Source organism: Pseudomonas cremoricolorata DSM 17059 = NBRC 16634, from assembly GCF_000425745.1.
GTDB classification, from domain to species: Bacteria; Pseudomonadota; Gammaproteobacteria; order Pseudomonadales; family Pseudomonadaceae; genus Aquipseudomonas; species Aquipseudomonas cremoricolorata.
Genome location: NZ_AUEA01000002.1, coordinates 68,265 through 84,138, shown reverse-complemented (window position 1 = coordinate 84,138; position 15,874 = coordinate 68,265). Strand labels below are relative to the sequence as shown.

The window sequence follows — 15,874 nt, the reverse complement described above, 5'->3', positions numbered from 1 at the left end:
CGCGCCAGTGCGCTTGCCGCCCTGGCGACGCTGCTCGGCGCCTGCGCCGTCCCCCCAGTGACCGAGCCCACGCAGCCGCTGCTGCAGCTCGAGCGTCCCGCGCAGTTGCCGCCAGGCCTGAGCGAACAGCCGCTGCCTGCGCGCTGGTGGTCGGTGTTCGATGATCCGCAACTGGACCGCTGGGTCGAGCGCGCATTGGCGCACAACCAGCGTTTGGCCGAGGCCGATGCGCATATCCAGGTGCTGCTGGCGGGCCTGGACGCTGAGCAGGCGCGGCGTTTACCGAGTACCGAACTGAGCCTTGCGGCCGACTATGGCAAGCGTGCCGATGAGCAGATCCTGGCGACAGCCGAGGATCGCCACGCCTCCACGCGCTGGCGCTTGAGCCCCGGCCTGGACCTGAGCTATCAGATCGATGTCTGGGGCCAGGTGCGTGCAGCCATCGAGCGCGCCGCCACCCAGGTGCAGGCTGCGCAGGCGGCGCGAGAACTGTTGCGCCTGCAGGTGGCGTTGCAGACCAGCCGCGCTTACCTCGACCAGTGCGCCGCCCAGGCGCGCCTGGAGCAGACCCGTCAAGGTCTGGACAACCTGCAACGCAGCGTGCGTTTGCTCGAGCGCCTGCAACGGGCGGGGGTCGCTGGCGCGCTGGAGGTCGAGCGACTGCTGGCCCTGCGCGACACCCTGCGTGCTCGCCTGCCGCCGTTGCAGGCGGCAGGCCAGGTAGCCGCGTTCGAGTTGAGCCAGTTGAGCGGACACGCGCAGCTCGATGAATCGGCCAGTTGCAGGGCCATTCCCCAGCCAAGCGGCGCATTGCCGCTCGGCGATGGCTGGCCGTTGCTGGCGCGCCGTCCTGACCTGCGCCAGGCCGAACGCGAGCTGCGCGCAGCGAGCCTTGGGGTTCAGGTCGCCACCGCCGACCTGTATCCGCAGGTGCGTTTCGGCGCCGCGCTGGCCGCCAGCGACAGCCACCTCGACGGGCTGGGCAACAGCCGCGCGCTGACCTTCGGCATTGGTCCGCTGATCACCTGGCAGTTCCCCAATCTGCGCGCCAACCGCGCCAGGGTCGACCAGGCCCAGGCCCTGCGCCAGGGGCAGATCGCTCGTTACCACGGCGTGGCCCTGGCAGCGTTGAAGCAGGTGCGCCAGGCCCTGGCCGAATACAGCGCCGCGCAGGAGGCGCTTGATGGCGCCGGCGCTGCGCTCGCACACGGCGAGCAGGCCCAGCGTCTGCTTCGCCATGGGCTGGCGGCCGGCAGTGTCGATGGCCTGACGGTGCTCGACAGCGAGCGGCAACTGCTCGGCCTGCGCGCTCGACAGGTCGACGCCAGGGTGCGCCTGGCTCACGCCCAACTGATGCTGTTGCACGCCCTCGGCGGGCGCTGGCAGCACCACCCCCCTGAAACGGAAAACCCCGCATGAATGTCGCTGACAGCGCCTCGACCGAAGCTGTGCAGAACCCGCCAGCTACCCCAAACCGTCGCCGTATCACGCTGATCAGCGCCGGCCTGGCAGCCTTGCTGGTGTTGGCCGGCTACCTCAGCCATTGGTGGCTGCAGGGACGCTTCGTGCAAAGCACCGACGACGCCTATGTGCAGGCCGACTGGATCGCGCTGAGCCCACGGGTAGCGGGTTATGTCGCCAAGGTGCTGGTGGCCGACGATCAGCCGGTCAAGGCCGGCGACATCGTCGTGCGCCTGCAGCCGCGTGATTATCAGGCGCACCTTGAGCAGGCCCGCGCGGCTGTGGCCCAGGCCGAGGCAGCGCTGGCGGCAGGGGTGGCCGACCAGCAAGTGGCGCAGGCGCACATCCGCCAGCAGCAGGCGGCCATTGACCAGGCGCAGGCCGCGGTGCGCAGCGCGCTGGCCGAGCATCGGCGAAGCCAACTGGACGTGCGGCGCTATCGCGATCTGGTCAGCGATCACGCGGCCAGCGCCCAGCGCCTGGAACGCGTCCACGCCGCCGCCGCTCAGGCTCAAGCGGCGTGGCGGGGTGCCGAGGCAGCGCTGCGCGCACGCCAGGCGCGGGCGGCGATGGTCGAGGCCCAGGCCGAACAGGCCGCCGCGCGCCGGCACCAGCAACAGGCGGCGGTACGCAGTGCACGGGCGCGCCAGGCGCTGGCCGAACACGACGCCGAGGACACCGTGCTGCGCGCACCGGTCGATGGCGTGGTGGGGCAGCGCCGCGTGCGCGCCGGTCAATACGTGGTGCCGGGCCAGCCGCTGCTGGCCGTGGTGCCGTTGCAGCGCACCTACGTGGTCGCCAACTACAAAGAGACCCAGCTGCACGCCATGCACCCTGGCCAGCCCGTGCGGATCGAGGTCGACAGCGTCCCCGGCACGCCGCTGAGTGGACGGGTGGCCAGTGTGTCACCGGCCTCGGGCAACGTGTTCGCGCTGCTGCCGTCGGACAACGCCACCGGCAATTTCACCAAGATCGTCCAGCGTTTTGCCGTGCGCATCGTGCTCGATCCGCTGCCACCGGGCGTGACGCTGCGCCCGGGCATGTCGGTGCTCAGCCAGGTCGACACCCGTCCCGAGGGCGCCGCCCATGCCCGCTGAGACGGTGTCGCCGCGGGCCTGGGTGGCGGTGCTCGGCGGCTTGCTGGGCTGCTTCATGGCGGGCATGAACGTGCATGTCACCAGCGCCGCCTTGCCGGAGATTCGCGGCTCGCTGGGGGCAAGCTTCGAGGAGGGGTCGTGGATTTCCACGGCCTACCTGGTGGCGGAAATCGTCATGATTCCGCTGACTGCCTGGCTGGTGGAGGTGTTCTCGCTGCGCCGGGTGATGTGGAGCGGTTCGCTGATTTTCCTGCTCGCCTCGCTGGCGTGTTCGGCAGCGCCCAACCTGTCGAGCATGATCGTCTTGCGGGTGATCCAGGGCGCGGCGGGTGCGGTGCTGATTCCGCTGTCGTTTCAACTGATCATCACCCAGTTGCCAGCCAGCCGGATGGCCATGGGCATGGCGCTGTTCAGCCTGGCCAACAGCGTCGCCCAGGCCGCCGGGCCGTCGCTCGGCGGTTGGCTCACCGATGCCTATTCATGGCGCTGGATCTTCTACCTGCAAGTGCTGCCCGGGGCGCTGCTGCTGTGGGCCATCGCCTGGTCGATCGATGCCAGGCCGATGCAACTGGCCTTGTTGCGCCGTGGCGACTGGCTAGGCATCACGGCGATGGTGGTGGGCCTGGGCGGCTTGCAGATCGTGTTGGAGGAGGGCGGTCGGCTGGATTGGTTCGAATCAGGGCTGATCGTGGGCCTGAGCCTGCTGGCCGGCATTGCTCTGGTGCTGTTCGTGGTCACGCAACTGTATGGCAGGCGCGCGTTCATCAACCTGCGCTTGCTGGGGCACTACAATTTCGGTGTCGCCAGTGTGGCGATGTTCGTGTTCGGTGCGGCCACCTTTGGCCTGGTGTTCCTGGTGCCCAATTATCTGTCGCAGATTCAGGGCTACAGCGCCCATGACGTCGGCGTGGCGCTGATCGCCTATGGCGTCGTGCAACTGCTGCTGGCGCCCTTGATGCCCACCCTGATGGGCTGGACCAGCGCCAAGTTCATGGTCGCCAGTGGTTTTCTGATCATGGCCCTGGGCTGCTGGCTGGGTGCGAGCCTGAGCGCCGATAGCGCAGCCAATGTCATCATTCCTTCGACCGTGGTGCGCGGCATTGGTCAGCCGTTCATCATGGTCGCGCTGTCGGTGCTGGCCGTGGCCGGGCTGGATAAGGCCCAGGCAGGTTCGGCCTCGGCGCTGTTCTCGATGTTGCGCAATCTGGGTGGCGCCATCGGCACTGCGGCATTGACGCAGATCGTCGCCAGCCGCGAACGATTGCACAGCGCGCGTCTGCACGAACAGCTCAACGCATTCGCCCCGGCCGTGCAGGAACGCCTGGGCGCGAACCCGCCTACCTGGCTGCCCGAGCATCAGCAAAGCTTGGAAGTCATCGCCCGCAGCGTGCGCCAGCAGGCCTACCTGATGGGTTACAGCGACGCCTTCTACCTCGCCTGCCTGGCGTTGCTGGGCTGCGCGTTGGCAGCGTTGTTGTTGCGCGGGCGGCGTGTGGGCTAGGCGCCTGCATCGACCCAGAATCCGGCCGTGCGCTGTGTGCGGCGACAGATGGATACATATCGCGCTACGTGCAAACCCTCAGCAGCAATGGGGGGCATGCTATGATCCGCGCCATCGTTCAGGAGGACTGGCTGGATGAAATCCAGAGTTTTTTTCTCTAACCAATTAGTCTCTGAGGCCAACGCCAAGCTCGCCTCGCGCAGAGAACATACCCATCGCAAATTACCGCTGGAAGTCAACGAGATCATCTCTTGCTCTCGTCGCACGCCCGAGGAAATTCGCTTGGCCCTGGAAGCCGCCTCTGCACGGATGAGGGAGGCCTGAACCCATGCCCAAGGAAGGCTATAACTTCATCTACACGGAGCTCGTCAAGAATCAGGACGATATCCTCGGTGCCATAGCGTATTCACTCTATAAGCGGCAAAAAATCTAGTTCGTCAAAAACTTCCATGACAAGCACGCGCGCAACCCTGTCGATGCAGAACTGATCCAGTTTCATGAAGTCAGTAACTCCGGTTTCCAGCTGCAAGCTTACAGAAATGAAGCGGTGAAACTGGCCCAGGACTTCCTCAATACGTCCTTGGAATCTGAGGCCGAGCGCCTTGATCAGTACTATGAAGCCAAGCTGAATGAGCAACTCAAAGGCTATAGACCTAGCTTCTGGTCAGGTGTGTCTCAAGGCGTGGTTGCCTCGATAATCTTTGTCTTGTTGTTGGGTGTGCTGGTTATCTTTACGTGGAGCCTCAATCAAGGGCCCAGGCAAGTGATCGAACAAATCTTCAATGTCAGAATTCTCGACAACACTGCGACCTCGACAGGCCCCGTGAGGGAGCCCCAGCCCGCTGATTCATAGGTCGGTTTGAAATCTGTACAACCAAGGATTGAGCGGCACCCGTCTCAACGCTCAATGACACCTCTCCTTTATCTCGATCGAACCGCTCCCTGCCGCTGCTTGCCTCACACCACCTCGCGCCGCACCTCATACTGCACCACCCGATTGCGCCCCATGGCCTTGGCCTGGTACAGCGCCTGGTCGGCGTGGGCGAGGAGGATGTCGAGGTGATCGCCCGGCCCGACCAGGCTGGAGCCGGACAACCCGGTACTGACAGTGATGTGCAGGCGCTGGCCCGCGTGCAGCGGGGCCAGTTCTTCGATGGCGCGGCGCAGCCGTTCGGCGATGAAGCTGGCCTGGTACGGGGCGACACCCGACACTACGATGGCGAACTCTTCGCCGCCCAGGCGGGCGAACAGTGCAGCCTCGGGCAGATGTTCCTGCACGGTGCGGGCGAACTGGCGCAGCACCAGATCGCCAACGGCGTGACCGTGGCGGTCGTTGATGGCTTTGAAGTGGTCGATGTCGAGCATCATCAGGGTCAGCGGCACGCGCGCGGCGCGGCATTGCTCGAGCAGGCTGCCGGCCTTGTGGGTAAAGGCGCTACGGCTCAGTGCGCCGGTCAGATGATCGACCGCCGCCTGGTGCTCGAGGCGCCCGAGCAACAGGCGATTGGCCTGGCTGACGCAAGCCACCAGCAACGGGCCGAGCACCAGCATGGCAATGCCCAGGCGCGCCGACATCAGCGCCGTCACCGCCGTTTCGCTCTGCGGCAGGCTGAAGTGCATGACATTCTGCGCGACCGCCACGATCAGCGTACTGCCGGTGCCCAAAGTCAGCAGCGAGAGCAGAAACGGCGAGTAGCTCAGCGCACACCACAGCAGCGCAGCGATGGGGAAGGCGATGGCACCCGGACCGCCCACCAGCAGCCCCAGGCCCAGGGCTGCCAGCAGCACCAGCAACGGCGCCAGGCGAATCGCCTGGCTGCCACTGCGCAGCAACGCGCGCGGTGTGGGGGCGGTGAGCACCAGCGGCAGCACCAGCACGCTGGTCGAGAACTGCTCGCTGAACCAGGCAAGCCAGGTGGTGCGCAGCGACTCTTCGAACCAGGGCGTTGCCACCAGACACGCCAGGCTGGCGGCGACCACCGCGGCCAGGGCGCTGGCGCCAAACAGGTGCAGCACCCCCTGCGCGGTGCGCAAGCGCCGCTGCGCCAACGGCAGGCGGACCATCAGCGACCACAGGGTCAACACCACGCTGAGGTTGCACAGGTTCAGCCACATCGCCGGCTGCCAGGCGCTGCCACAGGCAAGGTCCGCCGTGAGCATGCCCAGGTACACCAGGCCCCAGCCCAGCGGCGTGGCGCGTCGCGGGTGACGCAGCAGCAGGCCGGCAAGCACCGCGTTCACCGGCCAGAACAGCGACAGCGTGGCGAACGGCCGGGCCAGGATGCCGGCCAGCGTGAGCCCCAGCGTCACGCTGAACAGCAGCACATAGACCAGTAGGCGCGACTGGGCCGAAGACACCATGAACAGAACCCACATAACGCGGTGAGGGAAGGCTGCCAGGCGGCCCGGCGGCCAGTTCCCAGCGGCAAATGCGCGCAGTGTGTTGCAACCGAGTAATTGATGTCAAACAGATATCATCGTGTCGACATCGGTGTCGATAGTGCCCATAGCTCAGTACTCATGACAGCTTCATGACAGCGGAAACAGCCACGGCACCATCACCACGGTCACCAGCATCACCAGCAAGGTGAACGGCACGCCGACTTTGACGAAGTCGCCGAAGCGGTACTGGCCAGGGCCGAGTACCAGGGTATTGACCGGTGACGATACCGGGGTCATGAACGCCGCCGACGCGGCCAGTGCCACGGTCATGGCGAACGGGTAGGGCGACAGCCCCAGCTGGCTGGCGGTGCTGATCGCCACCGGCGCCATCAGCACGGCGGTGGCGGTGTTGGAAATGAACAGCCCGATCACTGCGGTGAGGGCGAACAGACAGGCCAGCATCACCTGCGGGCCGGCGCCACCGAGCAGTTGCACCAGCGCGCTCACCACCAGGTCGATGCCGCCGGTCTTCTGCAGAGCCAGGGCGAAGGGCAGCATGCCGACGATCAGCACCAGGCTTGGCCAGTGGATGGCACGGTAGGCGCTATTCATGTCGATGCAGCGTCCGGCGCCCATCAGCAGGCAACCGATCAGCGCGGCCACCACGTTGGGCACCAGGCCGCTGACCATCAGCACCACCATCACCGCCAGACTCAGCAGCGCCTGTGGCGCGCGGCGACGCGCCGGGGCCACCTGGTCGATCTCCGCCGGCAGGCTGAGCACGAGAAAGTCATGCGGCAGGGTCTGCAACTGGCGAATCGACTTCCACGGGCCGACCATCAGCAAGGTGTCGCCCATGCGCAGCGGGGTTTCGATCAGTTGCTCGTCGATGGCGTTCTGCTCGCGGCGCAGGCCCACGACATTGAGCCCGTAGCGACTGCGCAGGGCCAGGCCCAGAACGGTCTGGCCGAGCAGCGCCGAACCCGGCGGCAGCGACACTTCGGCCATGCCCAGCTCCTGCGACTGGTCGATGAAATACGCCGCCTTGAAGCGCAGCGGTTCGAGCTGCATCGACTGACACAGGCTGCGCAGGTTGTCGCCCTCGGCGAACAGGTCGAGCAACAGCACGTCGCCTTGGTGCAGCACGGTCGCCGAGTCCGGGTTGAGTACCCGCGTGGTCAGATGGTGCTGGCGCTCGATGCCGATCACATTGGCGCCGTGGCGGGTGCGTAATTTCAGCTCGCCCAGCGAATGGCCTATAAGCGGTGAGTGCGGGCGGATGCGCAGGCGCCGCTCGCGGCCGCTCAGGCGGTAGTCGAGCACCAGGTCGTGCAAGGTACGGCGGCTCTGCTCGCGGCCCTGATCGCCAGCTTCGCCCCTGAGCCAGGTGCGCGTCAGCAGCATGTAGCCGACGCCCAGCAGCAGGATCACCAGGCCGAACGGGGTGAAGCTGAAGAAGCCGAAACCGCTGCCCAGGTGGCGCACCAGCTCGCTGTGCACGACCACGTTCGGCGGCGTCGCTACCAGGCTCAGCATGCCGCTGATCAGGCCGGCAAAGCTCAGCGGCATCATCAGCCGACCGGGCGCCACCCGCAGGCGCGCGGCGATGCTGAGCACGATGGGAATGAAGATGGCCACCACCCCGGTGGAACTCATCACCGAGCCCAGCAAGGCCACCGCGACCATCAGCAGCACTAGCAGGCGCACCTCGCTGTTGCCGGCGGTCTCGCTCAGCCACTCGCCGATGCGGTAGGCGATGCCCGTGCGCACCAGCCCCTCGCCTATGACGAACAGCGCCGCGATCAGCACCACGTTGGGGTCGCTGAAACCGGCCAGGGCTTGTTCCAGGGTCAGCACCCCGGACAGCGGCAGGGCGAGGATCACCAGCAGGGCGACCACGTCCATGCGCGGACGATTGATGATGAACAGCGCGACGACGATGGCCAGCAGGCCAATCACCCATAACAGCTCGACATTCATGGGGGAGGTGATCCTTCACTTCGGGATACGCGGGGAAAGGTTGCCAGTGTGCCAGCCTGCGCGAGATTGCGGGTTGATGTATTGCAGGCTTTTTCACCGCGCCGTAGAGCATCTGCGCCTGTTGGCTGCTGTTCTGTCCCGTTGGGTCATGGCTGCGCAGCTCGCAGGCCCCGTACACTCGCCCCAGGCCGCAGCGAAGACGGCCATCTGCCACACGGTGAAGAGCATGATTGCCCATACCCCGACGCTGTTCGGTGCGGTTGCCCTGGTGGCGACCATCCTGGCGTTTTGCCTGTTGCTGGTCGGCCGCGTCAATCGCCGCGATCCGCTGATTCTCACCGGCGCCGGCCTGCTGGTGCACGCCCTGGCCTATGTCTGCTACACGCTGTACGGGCAGGTCTCGCTGCTGGTCAGCTATGGCCTGGGCAACAGCCTGCTGTCGCTGGCGGTGGCGTTGTACAGCGCCGGGCTGTTCCGCGTGCGTGAGCAGGCGGTGCCGTGGCGGCGCATCTTCCTGCTGCCGGCGAGCATGCTGGTGGGGCTGATGCTGCTGCTCGACACCCTTGAACCGCGGATGTTGCTGGCCTCGTTACTGCTGATGGCGCAGTGCGCGCTGCTGCTGTACTGGGCCCAGCGCCACCAGCAATGGCAGGGCCGTGCGCACCTGCTGCTGTCGATCGGTGCGGTGATCAGCCTGGTTGGCCTCGGGCTGCGGGTGGTGGCGGTGCTCAGTGGGGGGGCGGCGCAAATGCGCTACGACACCAGTAACCTCAAGCAGACCCTCTCGGTGAGCATCGGCACGGTGACGGTGATGATGTTTTCCATCGGCCTGGTGCTGATGGCCAAGGAGCGTAGCGAATCGCGCTTGCAGCACATGGCCCTGCGCGATGGCCTGACCAGCACCTTCAACCGTCGGGCGATGCTCGCGCGTTTTTCCCAGGAGCTGCAGCGCTCGGCAGGCGGCGGGCACAGCCTGGCGGTCGCGATGATCGACATCGATCACTTCAAGCGCATCAACGATGTTCATGGCCATCAGGCCGGCGATGAGGTGCTGTGCCATTGCGTGCGGCAATTGCAGCAGCGTTTGCGGCGCAGCGATTGCCTGGGCCGCTGGGGAGGCGAGGAGTTTCTGTTGCTGCTGCCAGACACCGACCGCGAAGGGGCGCTGGCGATGCTCGATGACCTGCGCCGCACGCTTTCGAGCAACCCGGCACAGTTTGCTGGCCAGAGCATCGAGGTGCGTTTCAGCGTGGGCTTATGGTGTGGGGTACCGCAGGGGTCAGACAGCACCGCATCGTTGATCGCTCAGGCCGATGCAGCGCTTTACCAGGCCAAGGCCAACGGGCGCAACGCAGTGCACCTGGTGGCCTTGCGTGAGGCAGTGTGAGCCTTCAAACCGTCTCACTTGCCCGAATGGATCGCCAGTACTACGCCGTTGGTGACCTGCACCAGCACGTAGCGCCCACCCATCTTCACCCATTGGCTTTCTTTCTCAGGCTCAGGCAAGCCTTTGGCTTTCCAGTCCTGCACGGCTTCTTCCTTGCGTTTGTACTGGTCAGGGGCTTTGTCGCCGACTTCCAGCTCGCGGTTGTGGGTGTCAGGCGCCTTGACGCTTTCCTGGGTGGATTCGGCGGCGTGGGCCACCACCGGCAGGCCGGCAAGCGAGCCAGTGAACAGCAGGGCGCAGAGCAGAGAGTTGGCTTTCATACCGTCATTCCTTGTAGGGCGGGTGTGCAGATTCGGACACCGGCGGCTACGGACAATTCACTCCAGGTGCGGGCCGGTGCTAGAGTCGCGTTCTTTTTTTCGCGAGGAAGCGAACATGCGAGCACTTGTACCGATGGCTGCCGTGCTGCTGCTGGTGGGCTGCGCCTCATCGACCATGGAGGCCGCGCGCAGCGGCGCACCGACTGCCCAGCTCGAATCGCGCAAGGCCCCCGAGCGGGTCGCCGAGTGCATTCAGTACAGCTGGCAGGATGAAGCGGTGTTCGGCGTCGATGCCAGCGGCTACCTCGACCCGCGCAAGGCAGGTGGTTTCACCGTGTACACCCGCGAGGCGGAGGCGTTCGTCGACGTCTATGCGCAAGGTGCTGGCAGTCACGTCGATTTCTACGCCAAACAGCAGGACGCCAGCGCCCTGCGGCGCAAGGCTGCGGCTGCCACCTGCCTTTGAGGTGGCTTCAGGCCAGATAACCGCCATCGACGTTGAGGCTGGTGCCGGTGGTGTAGCTGGAGGCGGCGCTGGCCAGGTACAGCACAGCGCCGGCCATCTCGCTGGGCGCGGCCACGCGCTTGAGCGGAATATGCTGCAGGGCTGCGTCGAGGATGGTCGGGTTGTTGACCAGCGCCGAGGCGAAGCGGGTGTCGGTCAGACCGGGTAGCAGCGCGTTGCAGCGGATGTTGAACGGCGCGCATTCCTTGGCGAAGGCCTTGGTCATGTTGATCACCGCGGCCTTGGTGACCGAATAGATACCCTGGAAATGCCCGGGGCTGACGCCGTTGATCGAAGCCACGTTGATGATGCTGCCGCCGGCACCTTCGCGCATCAGCTTGCCGGCGGCCACCGACATGAAGAAATAACCGCGAATGTTCACGTCGACCGTCTTCTGGAACGCCGCAGGCTCGGTGTCGAGGATGTTGCAGAACTGCGGGTTGGTGGCAGCGTTGTTGACCAGAATGTCCAATCGTCCGAAGCGTTGGCGGATCTCGGCGAAGGTCTGCTCGATCTGCTCCAGCTCGCCGATATGACACGCCAGCGCGCTGGCCTTGCCACCGGCTGCGGTGATCGCCTCAGCGACCTGCTGGCAGCCGTCGAGCTTGCGGCTGGAGACGATGACATGGGCGCCGTGGGCGGCCAGCAGGTGGGCGATGGCTTCACCGATCCCGCGGCTGGCGCCGGACACCAGGGCGATCTTGCCGTCGAGGTCGAACAGGTTGGGGCTGGGCATGCGGTGCTCCGAAATGGATTTGTCAGAGGGGCGAGCGGGCGATGACCTCGAGGGTCATGCGTTCGAGCAGGCGGTTCATGTCGATGAACGCGGCGAAACGCCGGTCTTTGGTCTGGCCGTGGAAGTAACGGTAATAGATTTGCTGGACGATGCCGGCCAGGCGAAACAGGCCATACACATGGTAGAAGTCGACGTTGTCCAGGCGCAGGCCGCTGCGTTCGGCATAGTGGGCAACGAACTGCTGACGGCTGAGCATGCCGGGGGCGTTGCTCGGTTGCCGGCGCAGTTGCTGAATCGGCGCCGGGTCGTCGGCCTCGATCCAGTAGGCCAGGCTGTTGCCCAGGTCCATCAGCGGGTCACCGACGGTGGCCATTTCCCAGTCCAGCACGCCGATGATGCGGGTGGGCTGCCGCGAATCGAGAATGACGTTGTCGAGGCGGTAGTCGTTGTGGATGATCGCCGGGCGCGGATGATCGGCCGGCTGGTGCTCGCGCAGCCAGGTGATCACCGCCTCCCAGCGCGGCGCATCGGCGGTCAGTGCATCTTCATAGCGCCCGGCCCAGCCCTCGACCTGACGCTGCACGTAGCCCTGCGGCTTGCCCAGGCCGGCCAGGCCACAGGCCTGGTAGTCGACCCGGTGCAGCTCGACCAGGCGCTCGATGAAGTGTTCGCACAGCACTCGGCTGGCGTCGGCATCCAGGCCTGCGGCCTGGGGCAGGTCGGCCCGCAGGATGATGCCCTCGACCCGCTGCATCACGTAGAACTCGCTGCCGATCACCGCCGGATCGGCGCAGTGCAGATACGCCTTGGGGCAGTAGGGGAAACCTGCATTGAGGTGGTTGAGGATATGAAACTCGCGCGCCATGTCGTGGGCGCTCCTGGCCTTGTGGCCGAATGGCGGCCGGCGCAGCACCAGCTCGCGATCGGCGTAGCTCAGCAGGTAGGTGAGGTTCGAGGCGCCACCCGGGAACTGGCGGATCGTCGGCGTGCCGCGCAGATCGGGCAGGTGCGCCTTGAGGTAGGCATCGACCGCCTGGGCGTCGAGTGCTTCGCCGGGGCGTGCCTGGGTCGCTTGATCGGTCAGGGGCATGGCGCTTCCTTGTCGTTCTGGCTGCGGTGGCGCTGTGCCTAAGCTAGACAGCCTGGCCAGCGCGGGCAAGTGCGTGGGGCCTGCATCGACGTGGGTGTTGCCAGGCGATCAGATCCCCTGATGCAGGCCGCAGACGAAAAAAAAACCGAAGCCAGGTGGCTTCGGTTTCTTGGCATGCGATGAGTTCGACCTCAGGCCGGGAACAGTTCGCTGAGTTTCATCGACAGCATCATGTCGCCCTCGACGCGCAGCTTGCCGCCCATGAACGCCTGCATACCGTCGGTTTCGCCACTGACGATACCCTTGAGGGTTTCGCTGTCCATCACCAGGGTGCAGTTGGCGTCCGGGTTCTCGCCTTCCTGCAGTTCGCAGGTGCCGTCCTTGATGATCAGCGCGTAGTGCTTGTCTTCGTCGGTGACGTTGAAGCCGTAGACCAGGTCCAGGCCCTGGGCAGCGGCGGGGTTGAACTTCTCTTGCATTTTCTTGACGGCATCGGCTACGGAGGTCATGGCGTGTTCCTTATTGAGTGAAAGTTGCATCGCGCAGGGTAGAGCGGGCCGGTTCATCGGTAGGTGATGAGCTCCGGGGATTGCAGCAGGCGCACATGGGCCTGGCTGTTGAACGTGCTGAGGCTGACCTCGCGGCCGCGGAATTTCAGGTGGCTGAACGAGGTGTTGATGATCTGCCAGTTGAGCGTGAATGCCTGGGCCGGGGTGATGCCGGTGAACAGGTGCAGCAGCGTCGCAATGCTGCCACCGGAGGTGAATACAGCGATGTCGTCGGCTGGGCTGGCGGCGTCGAGCAGGCGCTGCAAGCCGCGTTCGATGCGTGCGGTGAAGGCTGTCCAGGTTTCCAGGCCCGCGTCGTGTTCGCCTGCGTGCCAGCGCTGCACCATCAGGGCGAACAGGCGCTGGAATTCACTGCGTTGCTCGCGCGGGTCGCGCAGCACCTGCAAGGCGTCGGGTTCATCGCGCAGCAGCGCCGGGGTGAGGCTGCGCACCAGGCCTTCGGCATCGAACTCGTTGAAGTCGGGGTCTGTCTCGATGTCGGGAGCTGCGCAGCCGCTGGCTTGCAGGGCCTCGAGGGTCAGTCGCGCAGTGTCTTGCTGGCGTCGCAGGCTGCCAGCGATGCAGCGGTCCAGGCGCAGGCCCAACTGGCCCAGGTGTACGCCCAGCGCATGGCTTTGACGCGCGCCCAGTTCGGAGAGCACGTCGTAGTCAGCGGCGCCGAACGAGGCCTGGCCATGTCGAATCAGATAGAGGTTGCCCACCGGATTGCCTGCACACACGGGGAAGTGATGCGAGGGTAGGACGCACTCCGCGGGCTGTCAACGAAAAAGCATACAAGCGTTTGAAAAGGGCGTTTGAATGGTAGTCCCCGCTGCGGTTCACCGTGGCAGCGGCCGTTGCGGCGCTGCCACGGCTTGCGCCATCAATGCGCCCCGGCCGCCTTGCTCAGGTCGCTCTCGGCCCATTCGGTGTAGATGCAGGCATCGGCCACTGCCCAGCGCACCTTCACCGTTTCGCCCGGTTGCATCGGCATGCCGGCTGCCGACAGCGCCTTGACCGTCAGCTCGGTGCCGCCGTCGGTGCGCACGTGGCAGGTCTGGCTTTCACCGAGGAACAGCACTTCGCCGACCTTGGCACTGACTTCGTTCCAGCCTGCCGGCAATGGTTCGGCGGCGGCCTGTTGCAGGGTCATGGCCAAGGCTTTTTCCGGGCGCACCATGATCAGCGCTTGGCTGCCGGCATCGAGCCCAGGGGTCAGGCGAATGGCCAGCGGCTGACCTTCGAAGGTGCCGGCGCCGTTGCTCTGGGCAGTGATGCGCAGGAAGTTGGAGTTGCCCAGGAACGAGGCGACGAAGGCATTGGGCGGGTTCTGGTAGAGGTCGTAGCCGGTGCCCAGACCGACGATCTTGCCGTGGCTGAAGATGGCGATGCGCTGCGACAGGCGCATGGCTTCTTCCTGGTCGTGGGTCACGTAGACGATGGTGATGCCCAGGCGCCGGTGTAACTGGCGCAGTTCATCCTGCAGGTCTTCACGCAACTTTTTATCAAGCGCCCCGAGCGGTTCGTCCATCAGCAGAATGCGTGGCTCGTACACCAGTGCGCGGGCAATCGCCACGCGCTGCTGCTGGCCGCCGGACATCTGCGACGGCTTGCGGTGCGCGAACGGCTCGAGCTGCACCAGCTTGAGCATGGCGTCGACGCGCTTGCGGGTTTCAGCCGCGGCCAGTTTGCGGATGGTCAGCGGGAAGGCGATGTTGTCGCGCACGTTCAGGTGCGGGAACAGCGAGTAGCGCTGAAACACCATACCGATGTCGCGCTTGTGCGGTGGCACCTGCACCAACGACTGGCCGTCGACCAGAATCTCGCCGCTGCTGGGGGTTTCGAAGCCTGCGAGCATCGACAAGGTGGTGGATTTGCCCGAGCCGCTGGAGCCGAGGAAGGTGAGGAATTCACCGTCCTGAATGTCCAGATCGAGGTTGTCCACGGCGGTGAAGTCACCGTAATGCTTGTTCAGGCCGCGCAGGCTGACCAGGGTCTTGCCCGGCGCGTTGTCTTGGATCACTGCACTCATTGTTGTTGTCTCCGCAGGGCTCAGGCGTTGGCTTCGGCGCGCCGGCGCAAGGCGGCGGCAATGAACATGACGAACAGCGACAGACCGATCAGCAGCGTCGAGGCGACGGCGATCACCGGGCTCAGGTCCTGACGCAGGGTGGTCCACATTTTCACCGGCAGGGTTTGCAGGTCGGGGCTTGCCATCATCACGCTAAGCACCACTTCATCCCACGAGACCAAGAAGGCGAACAGGCCGCCGGCGATCATCCCCGGGCGTATCGCCGGGAAGGTCACCTTGAAGATCGCCTGCAAGCGCGAGGCGCCGCAGATAACCGCAGCATCCTCGATCGACTGGTCGAACAATTTGAGCGAGTTGATGATCGAGATGATGGTGAACGGCAGGGCGACGATCACATGGCTGACCACGAAGGCGAACAGCGTGCCGGTGTAGCCAAGCTTGAGAAACAGCGCGTAGACCGCCACGGCGATGATCACCAGCGGCACGATCATCGGCAGGGTGAACAGCCCGTAAAGCATCTCGCGACCGGGAAAGCGGCCGCGCACCAGGGCGAAAGCGGTCGGCAGGCCCAGCGCCACGGCGGCGATCGTGGTGAGCACGGCGACCTTGAGGCTGGCCAGAGCCGCGTCCATCCATTCGGGGTTGGAGAAGAACTGGCCGTACCACTTCAGGGTCCAGCCCGGCGGCGGGAACACCAGCCACTGCGACGAGCCGAACGACAGCAGCACGATGAACACCACCGGCAGCAGCAGGAAGGCGGCGATGACCCCGGTGGTCAGGTACAGGCCGGTGCGCAGCGGCCGGCCCATGGCGTTGGGTGAAAGAAGCATGCTGA

The 15,874-nt window shown here is 65.4% G+C and carries 16 protein-coding genes; 6 read left to right on the top strand and 10 right to left on the bottom strand.

The genetic code is table 11. The features are described from left to right. The first annotated feature begins 105 nt into the window (after positions 1–105). The 4 genes from H618_RS21175 to H618_RS0102885 all read left to right on the top strand — a co-directional run bounded on the left by H618_RS21175 (position 106) and on the right by H618_RS0102885 (position 4,383). The gene (locus H618_RS21175; protein ID WP_050577205.1) at positions 106–1,419 is read left to right on the top strand and encodes a TolC family protein; all 1,314 of its coding nucleotides are present in this window, start codon (positions 106–108) and stop codon (positions 1,417–1,419) included. Beyond that, on the top strand, positions 1,416–2,558 hold the full coding sequence (locus tag H618_RS0102895; RefSeq protein ID WP_028693635.1) for an HlyD family secretion protein: 1,143 nt from the start codon (positions 1,416–1,418) through the stop codon (positions 2,556–2,558). Before H618_RS21175 ends, H618_RS0102895 begins: the two co-directional genes overlap by 4 nt. Beyond that, complete coding sequence (locus H618_RS0102890; protein ID WP_028693634.1) at positions 2,548–4,059, top strand: DHA2 family efflux MFS transporter permease subunit; 1,512 nt, start codon at positions 2,548–2,550, stop codon at positions 4,057–4,059. The genes H618_RS0102895 and H618_RS0102890 overlap by 11 nt, the downstream gene beginning before the upstream one ends. A gap of 135 nt (positions 4,060–4,194) precedes the next feature. Then, on the top strand, positions 4,195–4,383 hold the full coding sequence (locus tag H618_RS0102885; RefSeq protein WP_028693633.1) for a hypothetical protein: 189 nt from the start codon (positions 4,195–4,197) through the stop codon (positions 4,381–4,383). Between the two features lie 82 nt (positions 4,384–4,465). Here the strand turns inward: H618_RS0102885 and H618_RS22690 are convergent, their stop codons facing one another. The 3 genes from H618_RS22690 to H618_RS0102870 all read right to left on the bottom strand — a co-directional run bounded on the left by H618_RS22690 (position 4,466) and on the right by H618_RS0102870 (position 8,421). Continuing rightward, positions 4,466–4,696, bottom strand: a complete 231-nt coding sequence (locus H618_RS22690; protein ID WP_154660613.1) for a hypothetical protein — start codon at positions 4,694–4,696, stop codon at positions 4,466–4,468. A gap of 320 nt (positions 4,697–5,016) precedes the next feature. Continuing rightward, on the bottom strand, positions 5,017–6,435 hold the full coding sequence (locus H618_RS0102875) for a GGDEF domain-containing protein (RefSeq protein ID WP_028693632.1): 1,419 nt from the start codon (positions 6,433–6,435) through the stop codon (positions 5,017–5,019). Between the two features lie 153 nt (positions 6,436–6,588). Continuing rightward, entirely contained in the window at positions 6,589–8,421 is a 1,833-nt protein-coding gene (locus tag H618_RS0102870; protein ID WP_028693631.1) for an SLC13 family permease, read from the bottom strand. 226 nt (positions 8,422–8,647) lie between these two features. Between H618_RS0102870 and H618_RS0102865 the strand changes: the two genes are divergently transcribed. Next, entirely contained in the window at positions 8,648–9,808 is a 1,161-nt protein-coding gene (locus tag H618_RS0102865; protein ID WP_028693630.1) for a GGDEF domain-containing protein, read from the top strand. A gap of 14 nt (positions 9,809–9,822) precedes the next feature. Here the strand turns inward: H618_RS0102865 and H618_RS0102860 are convergent, their stop codons facing one another. Next, complete coding sequence (locus H618_RS0102860; protein ID WP_028693629.1) at positions 9,823–10,128, bottom strand: RcnB family protein; 306 nt, start codon at positions 10,126–10,128, stop codon at positions 9,823–9,825. Between the two features lie 115 nt (positions 10,129–10,243). Between H618_RS0102860 and H618_RS0102855 the strand changes: the two genes are divergently transcribed. After that, positions 10,244–10,594: a hypothetical protein gene (locus tag H618_RS0102855; RefSeq protein WP_028693628.1), complete on the top strand. Its 351-nt coding sequence runs from the start codon at positions 10,244–10,246 to the stop codon at positions 10,592–10,594. A gap of 7 nt (positions 10,595–10,601) precedes the next feature. Here H618_RS0102855 and H618_RS0102850 read toward each other — a convergent pair whose 3' ends face one another. The 6 genes from H618_RS0102850 to H618_RS0102825 form a co-directional block, all read right to left on the bottom strand. Further along, positions 10,602–11,369: an SDR family oxidoreductase gene (locus H618_RS0102850; RefSeq protein ID WP_028693627.1), complete on the bottom strand. Its 768-nt coding sequence runs from the start codon at positions 11,367–11,369 to the stop codon at positions 10,602–10,604. A gap of 22 nt (positions 11,370–11,391) precedes the next feature. Then, positions 11,392–12,459, bottom strand: coding sequence for a phosphotransferase family protein (locus H618_RS0102845; protein ID WP_028693626.1), 1,068 nt, complete (start codon positions 12,457–12,459; stop codon positions 11,392–11,394). Positions 12,460–12,650: 191 nt separating this feature from the next. Then, positions 12,651–12,968: an SCP2 sterol-binding domain-containing protein gene (locus H618_RS0102840; RefSeq protein ID WP_028693625.1), complete on the bottom strand. Its 318-nt coding sequence runs from the start codon at positions 12,966–12,968 to the stop codon at positions 12,651–12,653. A gap of 53 nt (positions 12,969–13,021) precedes the next feature. Further along, positions 13,022–13,729 (bottom strand): histidine phosphatase family protein, encoded by a 708-nt coding sequence (locus H618_RS0102835; protein ID WP_028693624.1) that lies wholly within the window; start codon positions 13,727–13,729, stop codon positions 13,022–13,024. Positions 13,730–13,890: 161 nt separating this feature from the next. Next, positions 13,891–15,039, bottom strand: coding sequence for an ABC transporter ATP-binding protein (locus H618_RS0102830; RefSeq protein ID WP_028693623.1), 1,149 nt, complete (start codon positions 15,037–15,039; stop codon positions 13,891–13,893). Between the two features lie 20 nt (positions 15,040–15,059). Further along, complete coding sequence (locus H618_RS0102825; protein WP_028693622.1) at positions 15,060–15,869, bottom strand: ABC transporter permease; 810 nt, start codon at positions 15,867–15,869, stop codon at positions 15,060–15,062. Positions 15,870–15,874 lie beyond the last annotated feature (5 nt).

What these genes read in the sequence shown, in the direction of transcription:
- H618_RS0102895 (WP_028693635.1), top strand. Translation starts at nt 1,416, where the DNA reads ATGAATGTCGCTGACAGCGCCTCGACCGAAGCTGTGCAGAACCCGCCA.
- H618_RS0102830 (WP_028693623.1), bottom strand. Translation starts at nt 15,039, where the DNA reads ATGAGTGCAGTGATCCAAGACAACGCGCCGGGCAAGACCCTGGTCAGC.
- H618_RS0102845 (WP_028693626.1), bottom strand. Translation starts at nt 12,459, where the DNA reads ATGCCCCTGACCGATCAAGCGACCCAGGCACGCCCCGGCGAAGCACTC.
- H618_RS0102825 (WP_028693622.1), bottom strand. Translation starts at nt 15,869, where the DNA reads ATGCTTCTTTCACCCAACGCCATGGGCCGGCCGCTGCGCACCGGCCTG.
- H618_RS0102850 (WP_028693627.1), bottom strand. Translation starts at nt 11,369, where the DNA reads ATGCCCAGCCCCAACCTGTTCGACCTCGACGGCAAGATCGCCCTGGTG.
- H618_RS0102865 (WP_028693630.1), top strand. Translation starts at nt 8,648, where the DNA reads ATGATTGCCCATACCCCGACGCTGTTCGGTGCGGTTGCCCTGGTGGCG.
- H618_RS0102890 (WP_028693634.1), top strand. Translation starts at nt 2,548, where the DNA reads ATGCCCGCTGAGACGGTGTCGCCGCGGGCCTGGGTGGCGGTGCTCGGC.
- H618_RS0102885 (WP_028693633.1), top strand. Translation starts at nt 4,195, where the DNA reads ATGAAATCCAGAGTTTTTTTCTCTAACCAATTAGTCTCTGAGGCCAAC.
- H618_RS0102855 (WP_028693628.1), top strand. Translation starts at nt 10,244, where the DNA reads ATGCGAGCACTTGTACCGATGGCTGCCGTGCTGCTGCTGGTGGGCTGC.
- H618_RS0102860 (WP_028693629.1), bottom strand. Translation starts at nt 10,128, where the DNA reads ATGAAAGCCAACTCTCTGCTCTGCGCCCTGCTGTTCACTGGCTCGCTT.
- H618_RS0102840 (WP_028693625.1), bottom strand. Translation starts at nt 12,968, where the DNA reads ATGACCTCCGTAGCCGATGCCGTCAAGAAAATGCAAGAGAAGTTCAAC.
- H618_RS0102875 (WP_028693632.1), bottom strand. Translation starts at nt 6,435, where the DNA reads ATGTGGGTTCTGTTCATGGTGTCTTCGGCCCAGTCGCGCCTACTGGTC.
- H618_RS0102870 (WP_028693631.1), bottom strand. Translation starts at nt 8,421, where the DNA reads ATGAATGTCGAGCTGTTATGGGTGATTGGCCTGCTGGCCATCGTCGTC.